The sequence below is a fragment of the Candidatus Sororendozoicomonas aggregata genome (assembly GCF_031528575.1).
Lineage (GTDB): Bacteria > Pseudomonadota > Gammaproteobacteria > Pseudomonadales > Endozoicomonadaceae > Endonucleibacter > Endonucleibacter aggregata.
On record NZ_JAVLSP010000048.1, the window covers coordinates 1 to 19,195 of the forward strand.

A 19,195-nucleotide genomic window follows, 5' to 3' on the forward strand; every position below is an offset into this window, starting at 1 on the left:
CCAGCCCAGCCACAGGGCGTGAAAAGCTCAGGGTTACAAAAAAGGTTACAAAAAAACGACAATGGAAGAAAGGATTTGCTGAGCGAAATAAGGCAAAGAGGGGGGAAAACGGGAAAACAGCGGTATAAAAAACCTGCTAACCCTACCGGATCAACCGCGATTGAACACCCCAAAAAAACGGGTATTGACCTGCGGAATTCGCCACTGCTCCAACGAATTGATAACGAGCAAGAGAGTCGGCGTCAACGCCCCCCTGTTATGGATTTTCGGGCAGAGCTTGACGCGCAGTTGAGGGCCAGGCGCAAAGGCATATCCGGGAATGACAGCAACTCATGAAAGGTTGCTTGTCATCATTGAATACCTGAAAAGCGGTCAACAGTTTTTTCTGCCTGGCCGCTTTATCCAGAGTTATACCCTCGTTAAAAGTGCTTGTTATAAAAAGCCCCAGACTGGGCTTTTTTGTGGTCAAAAACAGCGTTACCCCTTATCAGGTAATGCTTTCTGAGGTTCTGCGTTTTCATAGATCATTAATGGATCAGAATCACCATTGATCACAGAACTGTCAACCACAACTTTTGACACTGTCTTTTCAGACGGGACATCGTACATTGAATTCAACAGCACTGATTCCAGAATTGAGCGCAAACCACGGGCGCCGGTTTTGCGATCCATGGCTTTTTTAGCCACCGCTTTCAGGGCATCATCACGAAAGTCAACATCAACGCCTTCCATCTCAAACAGCTTATAGTACTGTTTGGTCAGCGCGTTCTTGGGTTCTGTCAGAATGCGAATCAGCGCGCCTTCGTCCAGCTCCTCCAGCGTCGCCAGCACCGGCAAACGACCAACAAATTCTGGAATCAGGCCAAACTTGACCAGATCTTCCGGTTCAACTTCTTTAAAGGTTTCACCCAGATCTTTACTGCTTTCCTTACTCTTGACCTCTGCTGAGAAACCAATACCCGATTTATCAGTACGATCCCGGATAACCTTGTCGAGCCCCGCAAAAGCACCACCACAGATAAACAGGATGTTGGAGGTATCAACCTGCAAAAACTCCTGCTGGGGATGCTTCCTGCCACCTTGAGGCGGTACAGAAGCAACCGTCCCTTCAATGAGTTTCAACAAAGCCTGCTGAACCCCTTCACCTGAAACATCCCGAGTAATGGACGGATTGTCTGACTTTCTGGAGATTTTGTCGATTTCGTCAATATAAACAATCCCCACCTGCGCCTTTTCTACATCATAGTCGCACTTCTGTAGCAATTTCTGAATGATATTCTCAACATCTTCACCGACGTAACCCGCCTCTGTGAGCGTGGTAGCATCCGCAATAGTAAAGGGCACATTCAACAGGCGAGCCAGCGTCTCGGCCAGCAGTGTTTTTCCGCTCCCGGTAGGCCCAACCAATAAAATATTACTTTTACCCAGCTCAACATCGTCTTTTTTCTTGCCCCCATAACGAAGACGCTTGTAATGGTTATACACCGCTACAGAAAGCACTTTTTTCGCCCGGGGCTGGCCAATCACATACTCGTCAAGGATGCCCTTGATCTCACGAGGGGTAGGCAGATTGTCAGACGAGTCTTCAACACCATTATCCTGAATTTCTTCACGAATAATATCGTTACACAAGTCAACACATTCATCACAAATAAATACGGAAGGTCCCGCAATCAGCTTTTTCACCTCATGCTGACTTTTTCCGCAGAAAGAGCAATACAGCAGCTTACCGCTATCACCACCCTTGCCGCTTGTTTCGTCGGTCATTCGAATACCCTGCTATCAAGGACAACACCTGAACTACAAAAGATGCAGGCATTGGGGCGTATTTTCAAGTGCATCATTCAGATTTTGTCTTAAGACCCTGATTATACCCTATGGTCAGGATCTTACCCCTGACGCCCCCGCGTCATCTTACTCACTATGCCGAGGATGTTTCCAGGGGAACACGGCGGGTCATTACCTGATCCACCAAGCCGTAGTTAACGGAGTCTTCAGCACTCATAAAGTTGTCACGGTCAGTATCACGCTCAACAACATCCATGGGCTGCCCCGTATGATGTGCCAAAACTTCATTTAACCGCTGTTTGATATGCAAAATTTCTTTCGCATGAATTTCAATGTCCGATGCCTGCCCCTGAAAGCCACCGAGGGGCTGATGAATCATCACCCTGGAGTGCGGTAACGCAAAACGCTTACCTTTAGCCCCCCCGGCGAGCAACAAGGCTCCCATACTGGCCGCCTGCCCCAGACACATAGTGGACACATCGGGCCTTACAAACTGCATGGTATCATAAATAGACATACCTGCTGTGACCGATCCACCTGGTGAATTAATATACAGGTGAATATCCTTGTCCGGGTTCTCAGACTCAAGGAACAAAAGCTGGGCAACAACCAGATTAGCCATATGATCTTCCACCTGACCGATCAGAAAAATCACACGCTCTTTTAGAAGACGGGAGTATATATCGTAAGAACGTTCACCTCTGGCGGACTGTTCCACAACAATGGGCACCAGCCCTGAATTCGTAATCGCCACAGCCCGCGCATCTGTCAGTATAGACATATTCTTTCTTAACTCCCTGGATGATCGAACAAAAGTCGAAGAAAAATAAGGCAAACAGCCAGCACGTCTAAGACGTTGTGATGCGCCTCCTCGCACAGTCTTCAAAGATCGCTAACAGCACTTTTGTGCCAGCGATCCGAGAAAGATACCTTAAGACTTCCCTTCCGGCTTTATGGCATCTTTGTAACTGCAGGTTTTATCACTCACGCTCGCTGCAGACAAAACAGTATCTACCACCTTCTCCTCAAGAGCAACGTACTTCAACTGAGATAGCTGTTCTTCATTGCTGTAGTACCAATCTACAACATCCTGAGGCTGCTGGTAGGCAGAAGCCATTTCTTCAACCAGGGCACGTACACGATCATCATCAGCCTTAACAGCGTATTGCTTGACCACCTCACCCACAAGCAGCCCCAAAGCAACACGCTTTTTCGCGTCTTTTTCAAACAGATCAGCAGGAAGCTGACTCGCGTCAAAGCCTTTTTGGCCGCCTCCCCAGCTTTGTACGGCCTGCTCACGCATGCGATCGACTTCCTCAGCAACCAACGCAACAGGCACATCAATCTGGTGTGAAGCCAGCAGACCATCCATAACCTGGTTTTTAACCTTCGCCTTCACTGCCTGACGCAGTTCACGCTCCATGTTTTTTCCCACTTCAGTACGAAAAGCATCCAGGCCACCTTCTTTCACCCCAAAACGCTCGTAGAAATCGTCGTTTAACTCAGGCGTGACAGGCCCCGCCACCTTATGCACCTTACAGGAAAAATCAACAGCCTTACCAGCGAGTTCTTTAGCCTGGTAGTCTTCAGGGAAAGTCAGGGACAGCGATTTTTCATCACCGGCAAACGCGCCAACAAGGCCGTCTTCAAAACCAGGGATCATACGATTGGAACCTAACTCCAGCACGGAATTTTCAGCAGACCCCCCTTCAAAAGGTTGACCATCCAGTGTGCCGGTATAGTCGAAAGTCAGCTGATCACCGGACTCAGCAGCACGCTCAACTTCTTCATAAGAACGACTCTGTTCACGCAGCGTCTGAATCATTTCATCAATATCAGTTTCAACCACCTCAGCCACAGGGCGCTCAACAGAAATACCCCCAAAATCATTCAAAGCAATCTCTGGATACACTTCGAAAGTGGCAACAAACTGGAAACCCTGCTCATCGCCTTCGTTTTTCGCCTCAACGGTTGGCGCCCCGGCAGGCCTGAGTTTTTCCTGAGCAACCGCCTCAATGAAAGACTTCTGCATTAATTCACCCAGCACCTCCTGGCGAGCACCGGTGCCGTAGCGACGCTTAACGACTTTCATCGGCACTTTACCCGGGCGGAAACCGTCCAGGCGCACACGGCGAGAAAGATCAAGCAAACGCTTGTGAATTTCCTGCTCGATTTCCTCAAAAGGGATCGTAATAGTCAGACGACGCTCAAGACCTTCAGCCGTTTCTAGTTCAACGTGCATTTTTGTTCCTCAATTTAAAAAACCGAGTGATGCGTAAATCAGTAAGTACAAAGTAAGTAGACTAACAAAAGTTATTATCCGTTCACAACCTGCTCTCGATCTTCTGATCCTCGCACGAAGAACAGTAAAGGACTAGCGGGTAAATCAACTTTTTTCCATGCAAAAAAAAACGGGATAAGCATGCTTATCCCTGTCGCTCAAATTGGTGCGGAAGGAGAGACTCGAACTCTCACACCTTGCGGCACTGGAACCTAAATCCAGCGTGTCTACCAATTCCACCACTCCCGCATCAGACTGATTTAAAAAAATTAATCTGTTGAATTAATGGGGTGGGCGAAGGGGCTCGAACCCTCGACCGCCGGAATCACAATCCGGAGCTCTACCAACTGAGCTACGCCCACCACTAAAACACTACAACCCTGCTAAATACATCACTTCAATATGGCGCACCCGGCAGGATTCGAACCTGCGACCGACGGCTTAGAAGGCCGTTGCTCTATCCAACTGAGCTACGGGCGCGTAACTGTCAAAATGACCGTTACACTGACATCTGGTCGGGGTAGAGAGATTCGAACTCCCGACATCCTGCTCCCAAAGCAGGCGCGCTACCAGACTGCGCTATACCCCGAAATGCGCTTCACTGATACGCCGTAAAAGCCCGATGCATATTACTGATCGAATACCCATTCGTCAATGGTTGTTTTTCTGTCGTTTACACGAAACAGTCGTCGTTATGTTAAGGCGCGATATCAACTGCCAAGAGCCTGTCGGACTTATGCTTTCGAGCATAAAATTCAGTAGGGCGAGTCAGAATTTTCGATCAATTTGTGCGAATAGTTGACCTGTTTAAGCAAATTGATCGGAAATTCTAGCCGCACTTTCTCGCACTTTCTCGCACTTTCTGGATTTTAGGCCGAAATTGTCTTAAGTCCGACAGGCTCCCAGAGTCCCACAAAACCTCAATACTCCGTCATGGAGTACAAACTCGATGGCTGCTAAACTGGAGAACCCAACGACTTTCGAAGCAGCTCCCCACATTATGACCGCCAGAATCATCAACGGTAAAACCATTGCCTCTCGCCTGACGGAGGCAATCGCCCAAAAAGTCAACCTCCGCCTCAAACAAGCGCTGCGCCCACCCGGGCTGGCCGTCATACTCATTGGCGACGACCCGGCTTCCCAGATATATGTCAGTAAAAAGCGTAAAGACTGTGAGCAGGTTGGCTTCCATTCCGTTGCCTACGATTTACCCGAAAACACTCAAGAATCAGAACTCCTGGCGCTGATCAGTACCCTCAATGCAGACCCGGTTATCGACGGCATTTTAGTCCAACTGCCATTACCCGATCACATCAGTACCGAAAATATTCTCGAAAGCATTCGCCCTGATAAAGACGTTGACGGCTTTCACCCTTACAATATTGGCCGACTGGTTCAGCGCACGCCTTTATTAAGGCCGTGCACGCCAAAAGGCGTCATGACATTGCTGGAAAGCACCGGGGAAGCTATTCGCGGGAAGGATGCCGTAATCGTTGGCGCCTCCAATATTGTTGGCCGCCCCATGACCATGGAACTGCTTTTGGCAGGCTGCACCACCACCACGGCCCACCGCTTTACAGACAACCTTGCCAGGGAGGTCAGCCGCGCCGATATTCTCGTCGTTGGTGCTGGCAAACCCAAACTGGTCAAAGGCGAGTGGATCAAGTCCGGTGCCATTGTTATCGACATTGGTATTAACCGGATGCCAAACGGAAAACTGGTGGGAGATATTGACTTTGACACTGCCAGGGAGCGAGCGAGCTGGATAACCCCGGTGCCTGGCGGTGTCGGCCCAATGACAGTAGCGACACTGCTTGAAAATACACTATACGCTGCTGAGTACCTCCATTAATTCCCTGTTACGGAACCCAGGAGCCTGAAAGAAGCACTGTATGGACTGTTTTATCTGCCATACAACACTACGTGCGGTTACAGTGACCGGATAGCGGTTAATTGTTGCTCAAGTGTTATTTTAGAGCTCCGGGCAGCATCCAGTTTCATCTGCTCTTTTTCAACAACATCCACCGGCGCTTTGCTGACAAACCGCTCATTACTGAGCTTACCCTCAAAGCGTTTTACTTCCTTGGCGAGCTTTTCAATTTCTTTGCTCAGCCGGGTAATTTCCGCATTTTTATCAACCAGACCCGCCATAGGCACCATCACTTCCATCTCGCCCACCAGTTGCGTGGTTGACATGGGCACCTCTTCGCCCTCAGCCGCCACCTTGATGGTGGCCAGTTTTGCCAATGACTTCAGGAACGCGTCATTTTGCCGCAACCGCTCCTGGTCATCATGGGAAGTATTGCGCAAAATGACATCCAGCGGCCTCGAAGGGCTGATACTGAGCTCGCCACGTATATTACGAATACTGACGATAACCCCTTTCAGCCACTCGATGTCCTGCTCAGCACGCTCATCAATGCTTGATGGATCACACGCCGGGAAGGGCTGTAACATCACTGTTTCACCACGGACCCCAGCCAGTGTTTTAATGCTCTGCCAGATTTCTTCGGTAATATACGGCATAAAAGGATGGGCCATACGCATAATGCTTTCCAAAACCTGAACTAGCGTCTGACGCGTGCCCCGCTGACGGTTTTCAGGTGCATTTTTATCCCAGAGCACAGGCTTGGAGAGCTCAAGATACCAGGCGCAGTATTCATTCCAGATAAAGTCATACAGATTTTGTGCGCCGTGATCGAGGCGGAACTCCCGCATATTTTTCTCAATCCGGGCAGCAGTCCGTTGCAGCTTGGATAAAATCCACCGATCGGCCAGCGTTAGCTCAACGTCGCCACCGTTTTGGCCGCAGTCCTGATTTTCAGCGTTCATCAGCACATAGTTACCGGCATTCCAGATTTTGTTGCAGAAGTTCCGATAACCTTCCAGCCGCTTCATGTCCCAGTTGATATCACGGCCCGTGGTCGCCAGCGAATACAGCGTATACCGCAGAGCGTCTGCGCCATGGGCAACAATACCTTCAGGGAATGCCCTGCGGGTATTTTTTTCGATCTTTGCCGCTAACTGCTGCTGCATCATGTTACTGGTGCGTTTGCTGACCAGAGTTTCAAGACTGATTCCGTCAATCATGTCCAGCGGGTCCAGAACATTCCCTTTCGTCTTGGACATTTTCTCACCCTGCTCGTCACGAATCAGGCCAGTAATGTAAATGTGCTTGAAGGGAATGTGTGGCTGCCCATCTTCATCTTTCACAAAGTGCATGGTCATCATAATCATCCGGGCAACCCAGAAGAAAATAATATCAAAGCCAGTCACCAGAACATCGGTGGGGTGAAACGTTTTCAGTCGCTCCGTGGCTTCTGGCCAGCCCAGTGTCGCAAAAGTCCACAAGGCCGATGAGAACCAGGTGTCCAGTACATCACTGTCTTGCCGCAAAACAATGTCACTGCCGAGATTATGCTGTTCACGCACCTCTTGTTCATTACGTCCCACATAGACATTACCCTGCTCGTCGTACCAGGCAGGAATGCGGTGCCCCCACCACAGCTGGCGAGAGACACACCAGTCTTGAACATCGCGCATCCAGGCATAGTACATATTTTCGTACTGCTTTGGCACAAACTGGATACGACCCGCTTCCACCGCTGCCAATGCTGGCTCGGCCAGGGGCGCCGCGCGCACAAACCACTGGTTCGTTAACAGCGGCTCAATAACAACGCCTGAGCGGTCGCCGTATGGAACCGTCAGATCATGATCTTTAACGCCTTCCAGCAGGCCAGCGGCATCAATGTCCGCAACAATGACCTTTCGGGCATTAAAACGCTCAAGGCCACGGTATTTTTCGGGAAGCTCAGTGTCAATGGTGGTATTGATCGAACCATCGGGGTTATAGATCTCGGCAGCATCGCTGATAGTGCCATTGAGGGTCATGATAGTGATCAGTGGCAGGTTGCGGCGTTTGCCCACCTCATTATCGTTAAAATCATGGGCCGGCGTGATTTTAACGCAACCGGTTCCCTTGTCCATATCCGCATGATCGTCCGCCACAATGGGAATGCGACGGTTGACCAAAGGCAAGATCACCGCCTTGCCAATCAACGCCTGATAACGCGGGTCGTCCGGGTTGACAGCAACACCGCTGTCGCCCAGCATGGTTTCCGGGCGGGTTGTTGCCACGACAATATAGTCTTTACCTTCAGCGGTGGTTTCACCGTCCGCAAGGGGATAACGCAGATACCACATATGTCCTTTGATATCTTTGTTTTCTACTTCCAGATCAGAAATCGCGGTGCGTAATTTCGGGTCCCAGTTAACCAGACGTTTGCCCCGGTAAATCAAGTTATCTTCATAAAGACGAACAAAGACTTCCTGCACGGCTTTGTAGAAGCCATCATCCATGGTAAAACGTTCATGATCCCAATCAACCGAGTTACCCAAACGGCGCATCTGTTGAGTGATGCGCCCACCAGAGAACGCCTTCCACTCCCAGATTTTTTCGATAAAGTTTTCACGTCCCAGATCATGGCGAGACTGATTATTTTCTGCCGCCAGTTTACGTTCAACGACCATTTGGGTGGCAATACCGGCATGATCAGTACCCACTTGCCATAAGGTGTTTTTGCCTTTCATGCGCTGATAGCGGATCAGGGCATCCATAATGGAATGCTGAAAAGCGTGCCCCATGTGCAAGCTGCCAGTGACATTGGGCGGTGGAATCATAATGGTGTAAGGAGTACCAACACCTGAGGGAGAAAAGTAACCATTTTCTTCCCAGCTCTGGTAGCACTTGCGTTCGATAGTGTGTGGATTGAACGTCTTTTCCATAATTCCAGAATTCTTGCAGATTAGGGGGAGGGCTTCCAACCGGACATCATACACTATTTTCAGACAGGAAATAACCGGCTTTAGTCACGTTATCTTCGAAAAATTGCCGGTGTGACGTAAGGGTATCGAGAGTGTGCGGGTAAAAAGCATTGGCTAAAATTTACGACGACGCTGATAGTTATGTTGATGCTGATGCTGATGCGTTTTTTCCAGCAAACGCGCGTTAATATACCGGGACAGTTGGTCAAGTACTGCCTGAAGTTTATTCAGTTCTTTAATCAGTGGCGGATTCTTCATTTTATTGCCTTTTTTAGATTATTCGAGTTATCTGACTATTCACTATCTGGCGATAAATCTCAAGTGCAAGCACAGGTTTCTACAAATAACTCAACGCCCGCCGCCACTTAATATTGCTGTGACGTTTTATATGGCCATAATATTTGCAGGGCAAGTACATCACCAGTAATAACGAGACCCATACGAAAAAGGCTAACATCATGCTAGCTTCGTAGCCTGACGGAAAGACGCCGGGAAGCTCGGTAAAAAAGTTTATCGCCCTGCCATAGACCAGATAGGTGTAGAGTTGAGCAGCGGCATTAATCACTGGCACATGCAAAATGAAGAAAAACAACGGCACAGAGCCAAACACATGCAGCCAGCGCAGGGGGAGATACCTGTTCTGAGCTAAATTCACTTTCTCAAGCAGCGCAAGCACTATCAGACCAGGCCCTATCGTCATCAACAAAAACTGTAATGACAAAGGGTATTTGGTGGTATCAAGCAAAGACAATAACCAATGCTGACTCCCGTCAAACAAAATTGGATCACCGTACAAGTTGGTCAACCTTAAAAAAAGATAGATGACAATCATTATCAGCCCGCCCCAGATAAAGCACCTTTGCCTTAACCGGGCAGGCTGTAAATACAGATGTCCGGCGCAATAACCTAACGCCAATACACTAAATATGGGCACTAAGGGGAAATCCACATGTATCGGAAACTTAGTGCCCTTCAGGAGAAAAACACCGTTGACATGAAAAATTTTCCATAGCCAGTCAGCCCCACCAAATAAGGCTAACATGGATTGATCGTTGAAGGCGTTATGAAACAGTATAAAAGGCACGTTCACCAGCAAAATACCCCACAGGGGCAAGTAGAGCATAAGCGCCAGCAAAATCAGAGAGATACCAATAGCCCAGATGATATGGAGAAAGATATATTGATAACCAAACTGCCTGCTGAGATTAACCACCACCAATTCCAGAAAAATCAGCCAAATCCCCCGAGTCAGCATAAATTTCTGTAACTGGCCTCGAGACGGCGCTTTCTGGCCGTAAAGAAAAGCACTGACACCGGTTAAAAATACGAATAAGGGCGCGCAAAAGTGGGACACCCAACGCATCATAAACCAGGTTGCAGTGGTTTGATGTAAGTCGGTCAAATCGAATCCTGTCACCGCCCAATATTCACGAGTATGATCCAGCGCCATGACAACGATGATCAAACCACGCAAAATATCAATACTCTCCAAGCGCTTTGAAGTAACAATCATTGACTGATCCTGAGTTTCATTTGTCACAATCTGACCTGATATTTACACGTCTAAAGCCGTGTTAATCGCAAGATTAGATTCAGGCCATCTATTTTTTCTGACAGATCATTTTGTTTTATTTTAGAACGCTGCTCATGATTTTTTATGAAAAGTGAAAGCGATGGAAAAATTACCTGTTTTTCAATTTTCTCCAAGTTTGGCGGTGCCAGATAACGAAGAAAAACAGAAAAAAACACCGTTTTTTATCGGCGATCGTAACTCATAAAATAGTGTCAACAGCGTCTAAAATCCGCATTGATGCCTGACCACAACACGTCTTAACCTGATGGGTTCTTTTATTGTCGCACTCATTTATCCTGACAGCCAAATTCTTCTGAAGTTCCGTAAAAAAATATAAGTCTTTTTTAAAGATGTTCCAATAAAACGCTGATACACAATGATAGTACTTTAGTAATAAAAATAATCAGCGTTGTCTATTCCAAGCGTATTAACCTCCATAAATAAAAGTCACCCAGAGCGACGTTAATTACCTGGGATGTTGCCTGTTTTACAGCGATGTCATACGACACCATAATGTCAGTTTTCCGATGAATTTGCTTAAATAGGTCAACTATTCACGCAAATCCATCGAAAATTCTGACTCGCTCTACTGAATTTCATGCTCGAAAGCTTAAGCCCGACAGGCTCCTGGAAAGCTCAAAGTAAGACAATGACTTTCTATGCTTTATCGCTGTGCTGTATCGTGGTAACACAACAGCCCAACTCCCCCCGGTGTAACTTGATCTGGATACTATCCCCAGCGTGTAACTGCCGGCTGTCAAAGACAACACTACCTTGATACTGGGTAATAGCATAACCACGGGCCATGGTGGCCAATGGGCTGATGGCGTGAAGTTTGCCAGAGAGTTGTTGAAGTCCGCTCTGATAGTGAGTGAGCTGTTTTTGGGCATGATCGCATAACCGGTCATACTGATTCTTCAGTACCAGTTGTAGCTGCTGTATCTGCGATACCGGGGATTGCTGCTGGAAACGATCCCATGCTTTCTGCAGCCGAGAGCGCTGCAAGGTGACGTTCAATCTTATGGCTTGTTGTAATCGAATCTCCAGGTCATCAAGCCGTTGCGCCTGCTCACGAAGCCGATCGCCAGGATGGCGAAGCCGCTGACTGACATGGGTAAGCCGCTCCTGGTTGAGATCAAGCTGGTGACGCATCTGCACTACCAGCTTGCGAAACATTAAACGGTTTTTTTCAAGTAAAGCTGGCGTATCAGGACTGAGTATTTCAGCCGCTGCCGAGGGTGTCGGAGCCCGCTGATCCGCGACAAAGTCTGCCACAGTAAAATCAACTTCATGCCCGACGGCGCTGACCACAGGAACCGGGTGGGCGGCAATGGCCCGGGCGAGAGCTTCTTCATTAAAAGACCATAAATCCTCAATGGAACCGCCTCCGCGGCCAATAATCACCACATCACAATCCGTTTTTGCGGCAATCCGCAAGCCATTAATGAGTTCCTGGGATGCATGGGAGCCCTGGACGGCTGCTGGAATAACAGTGATATCAATAAAAGGTGAACGTCGTTTAAAAACAGCCAGAATATCACGCACGGCCGCGCCGGTGGGGGAAGTAATAACAGCGATGTGTTTTGGGGTGGCAGGAAGAGAGCGCTTTCTGTCAAAGTCAAACAACCCTTCGCCGGCCAGTTTTTTCTTGAGGGCTTCAAAAGCTTGCTGCAAAGCGCCACTGCCAGCCGCTTTCATATGCTCAACAATCAGTTGATAACCACCACGGGGTTCGTACAAGCTCACACGCCCCCGCACCCGCACAAGCATACCTTCTTTTGGTTCGAACGATAGCCTCTGGCAACGGTTGCGAAACATAGCGCAGGACACCTGAGATTTGTCGTCTTTTAAAGAAAAGTACCAGTGACCGGAGCTCGGGCGTGCCAGGCTGGAGAGTTCACCTTCAACCCTGATATTGTTGAAGTTTGTCTCCAGCAAACGGCGTGCCTGCCCGTTAAGCTGACTGACGGAAAGCGGAGCCTCGGTTGTCCTGTCTGATATCACAGAATATGGCATCGTGTTGATACTACTGTTCGGTTAAAAATCAAGGAAAGTACAGAACGCCTGCTCTGTTTCGCTTACTGTAACATAGCCACTGCCCAGATAACTCTTTTCAAACCAGCGCGGCAGGTGATAAGGAGCCGTCCCGGAAGGCTGCTTCCGGGCATCATAATACAATTTCCATCAATGGCTCAAAGAGACACGCCCAAATGTGAATGTTAAACAGCTGTGGACTGTCACAGGAACGCTGTTACTGATACTAAGCAACTCGTTAGTCATTCAGTGAATTTCAACGACCGATGAAAGTCATAATGGTAGAAGACGAGTCACTGTTGGCGCAGCCCTCAAAAGCGATTGATGACTTTTTGTCACAGCAACACTGATGATAAGAGATTATGAACAACTTCTGAGTATTCGCTCCACCTGAAGCACGCAATCGTTCGCGCTGTGACTGATTATCAGTGCCTCCAAGCGTGAGAATAAAAAAGGAGATAAAACGTGCACCGGATAACCAATGAAGGGCGTAGTCAAAGTCCAGTCGCAGGCGAAAGCAACCTGCCTTCTGGCAATAAAAACCCCTCAGGATCAGTGTATTTACATGGCAAAAGCGCAGAAAACGCACCTGACAGATGGTTGCATGAAAGGCTGCACGAAAGAAGGGTGAGTTCTCCAGATGAAATTAGTCGTGTACCAACAATAACCACGCCCACCACTGTCCATGGTTTAGAGAATCATGGTAGCACTTGCTTCCTTAATAGCGCTATGCAGAGCATCATGGACACATTTTCGGCCGATCAGCTAGATAGCGTCATGACGCTGCCCAATCCCGGACGAACCCTCTATGAGCGTACGTTCTGTACTCATTTTCGTGAGGCGTTTGTTACCTTTGCCAAGGCACTGTGTGACCCTCAGATGAGCGCTAAAGATGTCGATGAATGTTATGCTCTGTTTCTGACGCGTTTTTTAAATTTCTCAGGCAGCACCAGTAGCGGCATTAACGGTATCGCAGCAAGGTTGCTGAATTATGATAATAAAGGAAAACCATTAAATCGAGGTAAGATTAATCAAAACGACCCGGCTGAATTTATTCATCACCTTTATGACCTACTAGGCGTGGCAAGCCTGCCTGCATATGCCATTGGCGAGCAGAGTCATTATGGCTGTTTCTCCGGGGGGCGTTGTATTGCCCGCACCACAACGCCAAAAGAAATGCATTTTATGCTACAACTGCCCGTGGCCAGTGGCGGCTCACCGACTTTGCAAACATCCCTGCAACAGTATATTGGTGAGGAAACACTCGGCCAAGGCAGCCCGGTTGACTTTGACCATTATGAAGGGGGGAGCAGACCTGCAAACGCGATTGATAAGAAAATAACGACGTTTGTTAAAAACCAGGGCCAAGTTCCTGATAAATTAATGCTCCGGTTGAAAATAGACAGTCATCGGGGCGGTGTTGAAACGAAGCTGAGCACCGAAGCGAGAATGATCCTTGATTCGTTACCGGCTGACCGACGGATCGAGTTAGATATTACCACGGAAGCTATGAACAAGCCTTATGACGTGGTGCTTGGACAAGAAGGCATCAGGAGGGTAAAACAGGCTTATGAAGTCACCAGCATTATCTGTCACAGGGGCGCAAGTATTCGTGGTGGACATTACATTACCGCAAAATACCGTGATGATAAAAAATGGTATATCTATGATGACGCTTCTGTTTTTCCGTGTCCGGGTGACCTGAAAGACTATCTGAAAAACAAGGGGATGTCAGGCTATATCTATCACTTAAAAAAAGTGGCAGACACGGTTCGCCCGAGCAAACTGATACGTAACCAGACTGAAGCACCACAGGGCCGCGAAGCAAAACAACAAAAACCATCCGGGTCAGCAGCGGGGAATACTGATCAGGATGAAAAATTCAGCGTATCTGATGAGGAACTGGCCCAAATGCTTGCCGCAGGTCTGTTTGGTCACAGTCCGTAGTTTTTAACTATTCTCAACAAGCAGGGACCAGGAGCCACTCCACAGTTTTTATCCATGGCACCATACGAAAAATGTTGCTTTATTGTGTCGAACTCAGGTCAATGAAGTGGCGCGAGGTTTTGGTTACTGTCAACATTTTCCAGTGAGTGGCTGTCTCCTGATTCAGCCGTGAAAAAATAGCTTTTTAGATTTCGCGACAATTTCGCGACAATAGATATTCAGTTTGCCCGGATGCAAAAAAAGCTGATTACCCGCTGGAAGTGCCGTAATGCCTCCAGGATCCCAGGCCTTTGCTATAAACGGTATAAAACCGACTTTATACCATTGAACCCTAACGACGACTTCGCCTGTATCATTGTTTATAATGTTAAAATCTTGGGAGCTGTGATGAAACACGCACCAGTGCTTGCGTGAAGCAGCATAATGTATGGCTACATAACAAGATTCGGCTTGAGAATAAGTGTTAGTGCATGAAGCCGGATTATACACGCCGTACATGCAGTACCCGTCGCCACTGGCTCTGACTGAATAGCCTTTTTCCGAGTAATGTGGGCTACCTGGGGGTATCAGATCATTCATATAAAGTTTACTATCCTCGCTATAAGCGTTAGCCATGATGAATAAGGTCAAGACCCCAGTAATAAAAACAACTGGCCTGGTTGCTATGAACTTTCTGGCCCGCGACATAGACTTAATGCCCATCATGATGAACTCCTGCTGTCTATTATACAGAATGATGAAAAACCCACTTTTGCAATATCGCTGAAAAGCGGGTCTCCTGTAATTCAATGGGGGTGAAAGGTTTTGGTTACTGCCAACAGTTTTCCAGTGAGTGGCTGTCTCCTGATTCAGCCGTGAGAAAATAGCTTTTTAACGTGAGCTCGATGCCTGAAAAGACACAGAGTTCCACCGACTAACTTACACTTCGGTGTTGTCTATCAAAGTAGCCAGGAGGACTCTACATCCCTCGCCAGTCTATTCCGCGATCTTGATGATTGCTACCTTGAGTTTGAACTGACGCTAACTCTAACCCCTCAGTAAAGAGGGTGTCGCGAAACGCTTAATTTTCTCCGTCGTCATCCCGTACAGGGATTGTATGGGATCTATCCCACAAGGACGTGAATCACTAAACCCGCGTGATGCGTGCGGTTAGAGCGCCTTCCACAGAGTGTGGTTCCCGTACGTTCCCTGTACAAAATGACGGTGCGAGGTGTATTTCAGAGTTTCGCGACAGCCTCTAAAGGCTGGAATCCTGAAAAATCGTTGCCAGATGCTATGCCAACGGTTGTCTGCATGATGACTTTATGAGGCTATCGTTAATCCTTCCGTCCATACAGTGCAAAAGTCTTCTGGATATTATATCTTTATCTTCATTCCTCATTTGAATTCAGGGGTGCTGCCCGCTCCAGTTTTTTGTACCATTAGTAGGAGGGCAAGGGCTGTGCTGTCCATTGCAGGCATAAAATAACTGACGTACAACCGCAGAATTACACAGATAAATAGATACGGAGCTTTTCTATCCATGATATTACCCCAGCAGATAACCAGGAATATGGCTCTGGTGCTGCTCTCCTTTATGTTCTTCATAGCGCAAGTCCACGCTGCTGACCAGGATATCAACAAGCCTGTCCCTCCCCTGAAGCCCACTCTCCAACAAGCGATTGCCAGCGTCAATGTAGTGCAGATGCTTGACAGGAATCACTACCGTAAAGTCAACCTTGACCGTCAAAGCGCTGAAAAGGTCTTCGATCGCTACCTCAATCGCCTTGACCCCAATCACAGTTTTTTTCTTCAACAAGACATTGAAGCGTTTAAACCTTACCGTGAAAACCTGAGTAAGGCCCTGAAAACAGGGGATCTCAAGCCCGCCTTTGCTATCTTTAACCGTTATCGCCAACATGCCGAAGCACGTGCCCGCTTTATGCTGGCCCGCCTTGATGATGGACTCAAAACACTGGATTTTAATAAAAATGAAACATTATTGATTGATCGCAAAAATGAGCCCTGGTTAAAAAACCAGCGTGCTCAAGATGAGCTCTGGCGCAAACAGCTTAAAGACAGCGTGCTGGCCTTACGCCTGAATAATAAAACCGACGAAGAAATCATCAAGCAGCTAAAGCGGCGTAACACCAATCTCCTGCGTCGCCTTTATCAGAGCAATAGTGAGGATGCCTTCCAGAGTTACATTAATTCGTTTGCCGGTATTTACGACCCTCATACCCAATACTTCTCGCCACAAACGGCTGAAAACTTTGATATAAACATGAGCCTGTCCCTTGAAGGCATTGGTGCCGTCCTTCAGGCTGAAGATGAATATGTCAAGGTGGTCAGTGTTGTGACCGGCGGCCCTGCTGAAAAAGCCGCCCAGCTGAAAGCTGGCGATAAAATTATTGGCGTTGGGCAAGGTAAAAAAGGTCCACTGGAAGATATCGTTGGAATGCGATTAGACGATGCCGTGAAACTTATCCGCGGCAAGAAAAATACCCTGGTTCGACTGGAAGTCATTCCTGCCACGGCTAAAGATGGCAGCACCCGCATTTATGACATCGTTAGAGACAAGGTCAAACTCGAAGAGCAAGATGCCAGCAGTAAAATCATTGATGTGACCAGCAATGGTAAAACCAGAAAGATCGGTGTCATCACTCTGCCCACCTTTTATGTTGACTTTAAAGCAGCCCAGGCTGGTGAAAAAAATTACAAAAGTACCACCCGTGATGTAAAGGCTCTACTCACGGACCTTAAAAAACAAAATATTGATGGCCTGATTATTGACCTACGCGGCAATGGCGGCGGCTCATTGCAGGAAGCCAATGACCTTACCGGCCTGTTTATCAATGAGGGGCCAACTGTCATCGTACGCGATAACCGTGGCCGAACTGAAATGCAACATGACAGGGTCGAAGGCCAGTTCTACACAGGCCCAATGGCGGTGATGGTGGACCGGCTAAGTGCTTCCGCGTCTGAAATATTTGCCGGTGCCATACAGGATTATGGCCGGGGACTGATCATAGGCAGCCAGAGCTATGGCAAAGGCACCGTTCAAAGTATCCAACCCCTGAACCACGGCCAGCTTAAGCTCACCCTGGCAAAATTTTACCGCGTCTCTGGCCAGAGCACCCAGAACCGGGGGGTAATACCGGACGTCCAGTTTCCTTCGTTGTATAACAACAAGGATATTGGTGAAAATAGCCTGCCCGACGCACTGCCCTGGGATACCATTAAAGCCACCGATCACAAGAAATTCTATGACTTTTCCCGCTACCTCCCAGAGCTTATCAAGCGTCATGAGCAACGCTCAGCCCTTGACCCTGAATTTGTCTACCTTGATGAAATGAAGGACTATATCACCCAGTTTGAAAACCAGAAGACCGTGTCCCTCAATGAGAAAAAGCGGAAGCGGGAGCTTGCCACCATGCGGAGCAAGCGACTGGCCATTGAGAACCGCCGACGAAAAAGCCGTGGAGAAACCCTGCTAAACAACCTGGATGAGCTGGAAGCCATTCAAAATGACCCTGACTATAAAAAGGAAGAGGAAAACCGACCCGATGCCTTCGTGGCAGAAGCAGGAAAGATTCTAGGTGACTTAATTACACCGCAGTTGCCCGGTTAAGCATTTTAAAGCACCGCAAGCCTGTGTCCCTAATCCCTCTTTTTTGGCGATGGGGCACTCAACACGTTCACCCTTTATCGGCAAGTCATGAAGTTCAAACTGTCGAGGGATTTGTTGCAAATAGAAATTCACTCAGTTCAATGCGGTTAATAATACAGATGTGGCAAAAAAATTCAGGGGCATTGACTTGAGCAACCTCTTAATTTGATAGTATGTGATGTATTGACTCTGATCTAAACTGATCTAAACTTTTGCTAAATTTATTTTTTCTCAGGTGTTTGTATTATGAAGGTAGATTTTAAACGTTTAGGTGGGAAGAATAATAGTTGGCTTAAGGTTTTTCTGTATTTTCCGCTTTTTTTTATTTCCTGTTCTTTACTCGCAGGATATTACGAGACGTTAGACCAGGGGAAGCTGCCCGATGGATACCCTGATGATATTCTTAGAGGCCATACATCTTTTAATGAAAATACAACAGGTTATAATACTGACACAAGCATGATGTTTTACATTTTGGCCTATCTATCATTAGAACAACAACAACAAACTTTTATAAAATATGGTATGTACTTTGTGCCATCAAAACAATGGATGGATGTGGCTGTTGAGAAAATAAAACAACACGGCGGAACAAAAGGGATTGATCCTATGGCAGGTAATGGCTGGCTACCCTATTTTTTTACGCAAGAATATAAACTGCCAGTTATTGCGATTGATAATGGCCAAATAGACTTTTCGAGAAATACTGGCCCTGACACGAATAAGATAGCGATACAAAAAAAAGATGCCATAACCGGCATTTCAGAGAACCCCGAAGCCAACTTCCTGCTACTTTCATGGCCTACAAATCCCGATCAAACCGATGGGCGAGATGTTGCTTTTGAAATTCTTCAAGCCTGGGGTGAAAAGGGGTGCATACTTTTCATCGGTGAATGGGATCCGCCCCTTACAGGCAGTTTGGATTTTTTTAATTATTTAAAGACCCATTATACTATTGAGACAATACCCAATTATCTATCACGGAGACATATAAACGATAACGTTTATTTTTGTACACCCGAGTTTGGAAACCCATAAGATAAACCGTCTGAACAACCTTGCACCTGACAAGGCGCTTCACTCAGCCTGCTCCAGGGCG

General features: G+C 47.6%; 13 protein-coding genes and 4 tRNA genes. 5 read left to right on the plus strand and 12 right to left on the minus strand.

Annotation, left to right across the window (positions count from 1 at the left end; translation table 11 throughout):
- Positions 1 to 336: hypothetical protein (locus V4C51_RS10365; protein WP_330926088.1), on the plus strand; the 336-nt coding region annotated here is incomplete at its 5' end.
- Between the two features lie 141 nt (positions 337 to 477).
- Here the strand turns inward: V4C51_RS10365 and clpX are convergent.
- The 7 genes from clpX to V4C51_RS10400 all read right to left on the minus strand — a co-directional run bounded on the left by clpX (position 478) and on the right by V4C51_RS10400 (position 4,658).
- Positions 478 to 1,767 (minus strand): ATP-dependent Clp protease ATP-binding subunit ClpX, encoded by a 1,290-nt coding sequence (gene clpX, locus V4C51_RS10370; protein WP_330926089.1) that lies wholly within the window; start codon positions 1,765 to 1,767, stop codon positions 478 to 480.
- Positions 1,768 to 1,921: 154 nt separating this feature from the next.
- Complete coding sequence (gene clpP, locus V4C51_RS10375) at positions 1,922 to 2,569, minus strand: ATP-dependent Clp endopeptidase proteolytic subunit ClpP (RefSeq protein WP_330926090.1); 648 nt, start codon at positions 2,567 to 2,569, stop codon at positions 1,922 to 1,924.
- A 150-nt stretch (positions 2,570 to 2,719) separates the two neighbouring features.
- Positions 2,720 to 4,030: a trigger factor gene (gene tig / locus V4C51_RS10380; RefSeq protein ID WP_330926091.1), complete on the minus strand. Its 1,311-nt coding sequence runs from the start codon at positions 4,028 to 4,030 to the stop codon at positions 2,720 to 2,722.
- 203 nt (positions 4,031 to 4,233) lie between these two features.
- A tRNA-Leu gene (locus tag V4C51_RS10385) sits at positions 4,234 to 4,318 on the minus strand.
- 37 nt (positions 4,319 to 4,355) lie between these two features.
- Positions 4,356 to 4,431, minus strand: a tRNA-His gene (locus V4C51_RS10390).
- A gap of 41 nt (positions 4,432 to 4,472) precedes the next feature.
- Positions 4,473 to 4,549, minus strand: a tRNA-Arg gene (locus V4C51_RS10395).
- A gap of 32 nt (positions 4,550 to 4,581) precedes the next feature.
- Positions 4,582 to 4,658 (minus strand) — tRNA-Pro (locus V4C51_RS10400).
- Between the two features lie 411 nt (positions 4,659 to 5,069).
- On the opposite strand from V4C51_RS10400, the gene folD reads away from it, so the two are divergent.
- A complete protein-coding gene (folD, locus tag V4C51_RS10405; protein WP_330926106.1) occupies positions 5,070 to 5,921 on the plus strand; it encodes a bifunctional methylenetetrahydrofolate dehydrogenase/methenyltetrahydrofolate cyclohydrolase FolD in 852 nt (283 codons plus the stop codon).
- A 77-nt stretch (positions 5,922 to 5,998) separates the two neighbouring features.
- Here folD and V4C51_RS10410 read toward each other — a convergent pair whose 3' ends face one another.
- The 4 genes from V4C51_RS10410 to xseA form a co-directional block, all read right to left on the minus strand.
- Positions 5,999 to 8,854, minus strand: coding sequence for a valine--tRNA ligase (locus tag V4C51_RS10410; RefSeq protein WP_330926092.1), 2,856 nt, complete (start codon positions 8,852 to 8,854; stop codon positions 5,999 to 6,001).
- Positions 8,855 to 9,007: 153 nt separating this feature from the next.
- On the minus strand, positions 9,008 to 9,151 hold the full coding sequence (locus V4C51_RS10415) for a hypothetical protein (RefSeq protein ID WP_330926093.1): 144 nt from the start codon (positions 9,149 to 9,151) through the stop codon (positions 9,008 to 9,010).
- Between the two features lie 79 nt (positions 9,152 to 9,230).
- Complete coding sequence (locus tag V4C51_RS10420; RefSeq protein WP_330926094.1) at positions 9,231 to 10,406, minus strand: acetyltransferase domain-containing protein; 1,176 nt, start codon at positions 10,404 to 10,406, stop codon at positions 9,231 to 9,233.
- A 717-nt stretch (positions 10,407 to 11,123) separates the two neighbouring features.
- Entirely contained in the window at positions 11,124 to 12,482 is a 1,359-nt protein-coding gene (gene xseA / locus V4C51_RS10425) for an exodeoxyribonuclease VII large subunit (RefSeq protein WP_330926095.1), read from the minus strand.
- A gap of 483 nt (positions 12,483 to 12,965) precedes the next feature.
- On the opposite strand from xseA, the gene V4C51_RS10430 reads away from it, so the two are divergent.
- Positions 12,966 to 14,447 carry a ubiquitin carboxyl-terminal hydrolase gene (locus V4C51_RS10430; protein ID WP_330926096.1) on the plus strand — a complete coding sequence of 494 codons (1,482 nt, stop codon included), beginning with the start codon at positions 12,966 to 12,968 and terminating at the stop codon, positions 14,445 to 14,447.
- 162 nt (positions 14,448 to 14,609) lie between these two features.
- Here the strand turns inward: V4C51_RS10430 and V4C51_RS10435 are convergent, their stop codons facing one another.
- Entirely contained in the window at positions 14,610 to 15,152 is a 543-nt protein-coding gene (locus tag V4C51_RS10435) for a hypothetical protein (RefSeq protein WP_330926097.1), read from the minus strand.
- An 817-nt stretch (positions 15,153 to 15,969) separates the two neighbouring features.
- Between V4C51_RS10435 and V4C51_RS10440 the strand changes: the two genes are divergently transcribed.
- Both V4C51_RS10440 and V4C51_RS10445 read left to right on the plus strand, forming a co-directional pair.
- Entirely contained in the window at positions 15,970 to 18,057 is a 2,088-nt protein-coding gene (locus V4C51_RS10440) for a carboxy terminal-processing peptidase (protein WP_330926098.1), read from the plus strand.
- Positions 18,058 to 18,342: 285 nt separating this feature from the next.
- Positions 18,343 to 19,134, plus strand: coding sequence for a hypothetical protein (locus tag V4C51_RS10445; RefSeq protein WP_330926099.1), 792 nt, complete (start codon positions 18,343 to 18,345; stop codon positions 19,132 to 19,134).
- The last annotated feature ends 61 nt before the right edge of the window (positions 19,135 to 19,195 follow it).

Coding starts and splice junctions, on each gene's coding strand:
- V4C51_RS10445 (WP_330926099.1), top strand. CDS start 18,343: ATGAAGGTAGATTTTAAACGTTTAGGTGGGAAGAATAATAGTTGGCTT.
- folD (WP_330926106.1), top strand. CDS start 5,070: ATGACCGCCAGAATCATCAACGGTAAAACCATTGCCTCTCGCCTGACG.
- V4C51_RS10410 (WP_330926092.1), bottom strand. CDS start 8,854: ATGGAAAAGACGTTCAATCCACACACTATCGAACGCAAGTGCTACCAG.
- V4C51_RS10420 (WP_330926094.1), bottom strand. CDS start 10,406: ATGATTGTTACTTCAAAGCGCTTGGAGAGTATTGATATTTTGCGTGGT.
- clpX (WP_330926089.1), bottom strand. CDS start 1,767: ATGACCGACGAAACAAGCGGCAAGGGTGGTGATAGCGGTAAGCTGCTG.
- xseA (WP_330926095.1), bottom strand. CDS start 12,482: ATGCCATATTCTGTGATATCAGACAGGACAACCGAGGCTCCGCTTTCC.
- tig (WP_330926091.1), bottom strand. CDS start 4,030: ATGCACGTTGAACTAGAAACGGCTGAAGGTCTTGAGCGTCGTCTGACT.
- clpP (WP_330926090.1), bottom strand. CDS start 2,569: ATGTCTATACTGACAGATGCGCGGGCTGTGGCGATTACGAATTCAGGG.
- V4C51_RS10440 (WP_330926098.1), top strand. CDS start 15,970: ATGATATTACCCCAGCAGATAACCAGGAATATGGCTCTGGTGCTGCTC.
- V4C51_RS10415 (WP_330926093.1), bottom strand. CDS start 9,151: ATGAAGAATCCGCCACTGATTAAAGAACTGAATAAACTTCAGGCAGTA.
- V4C51_RS10435 (WP_330926097.1), bottom strand. CDS start 15,152: ATGATGGGCATTAAGTCTATGTCGCGGGCCAGAAAGTTCATAGCAACC.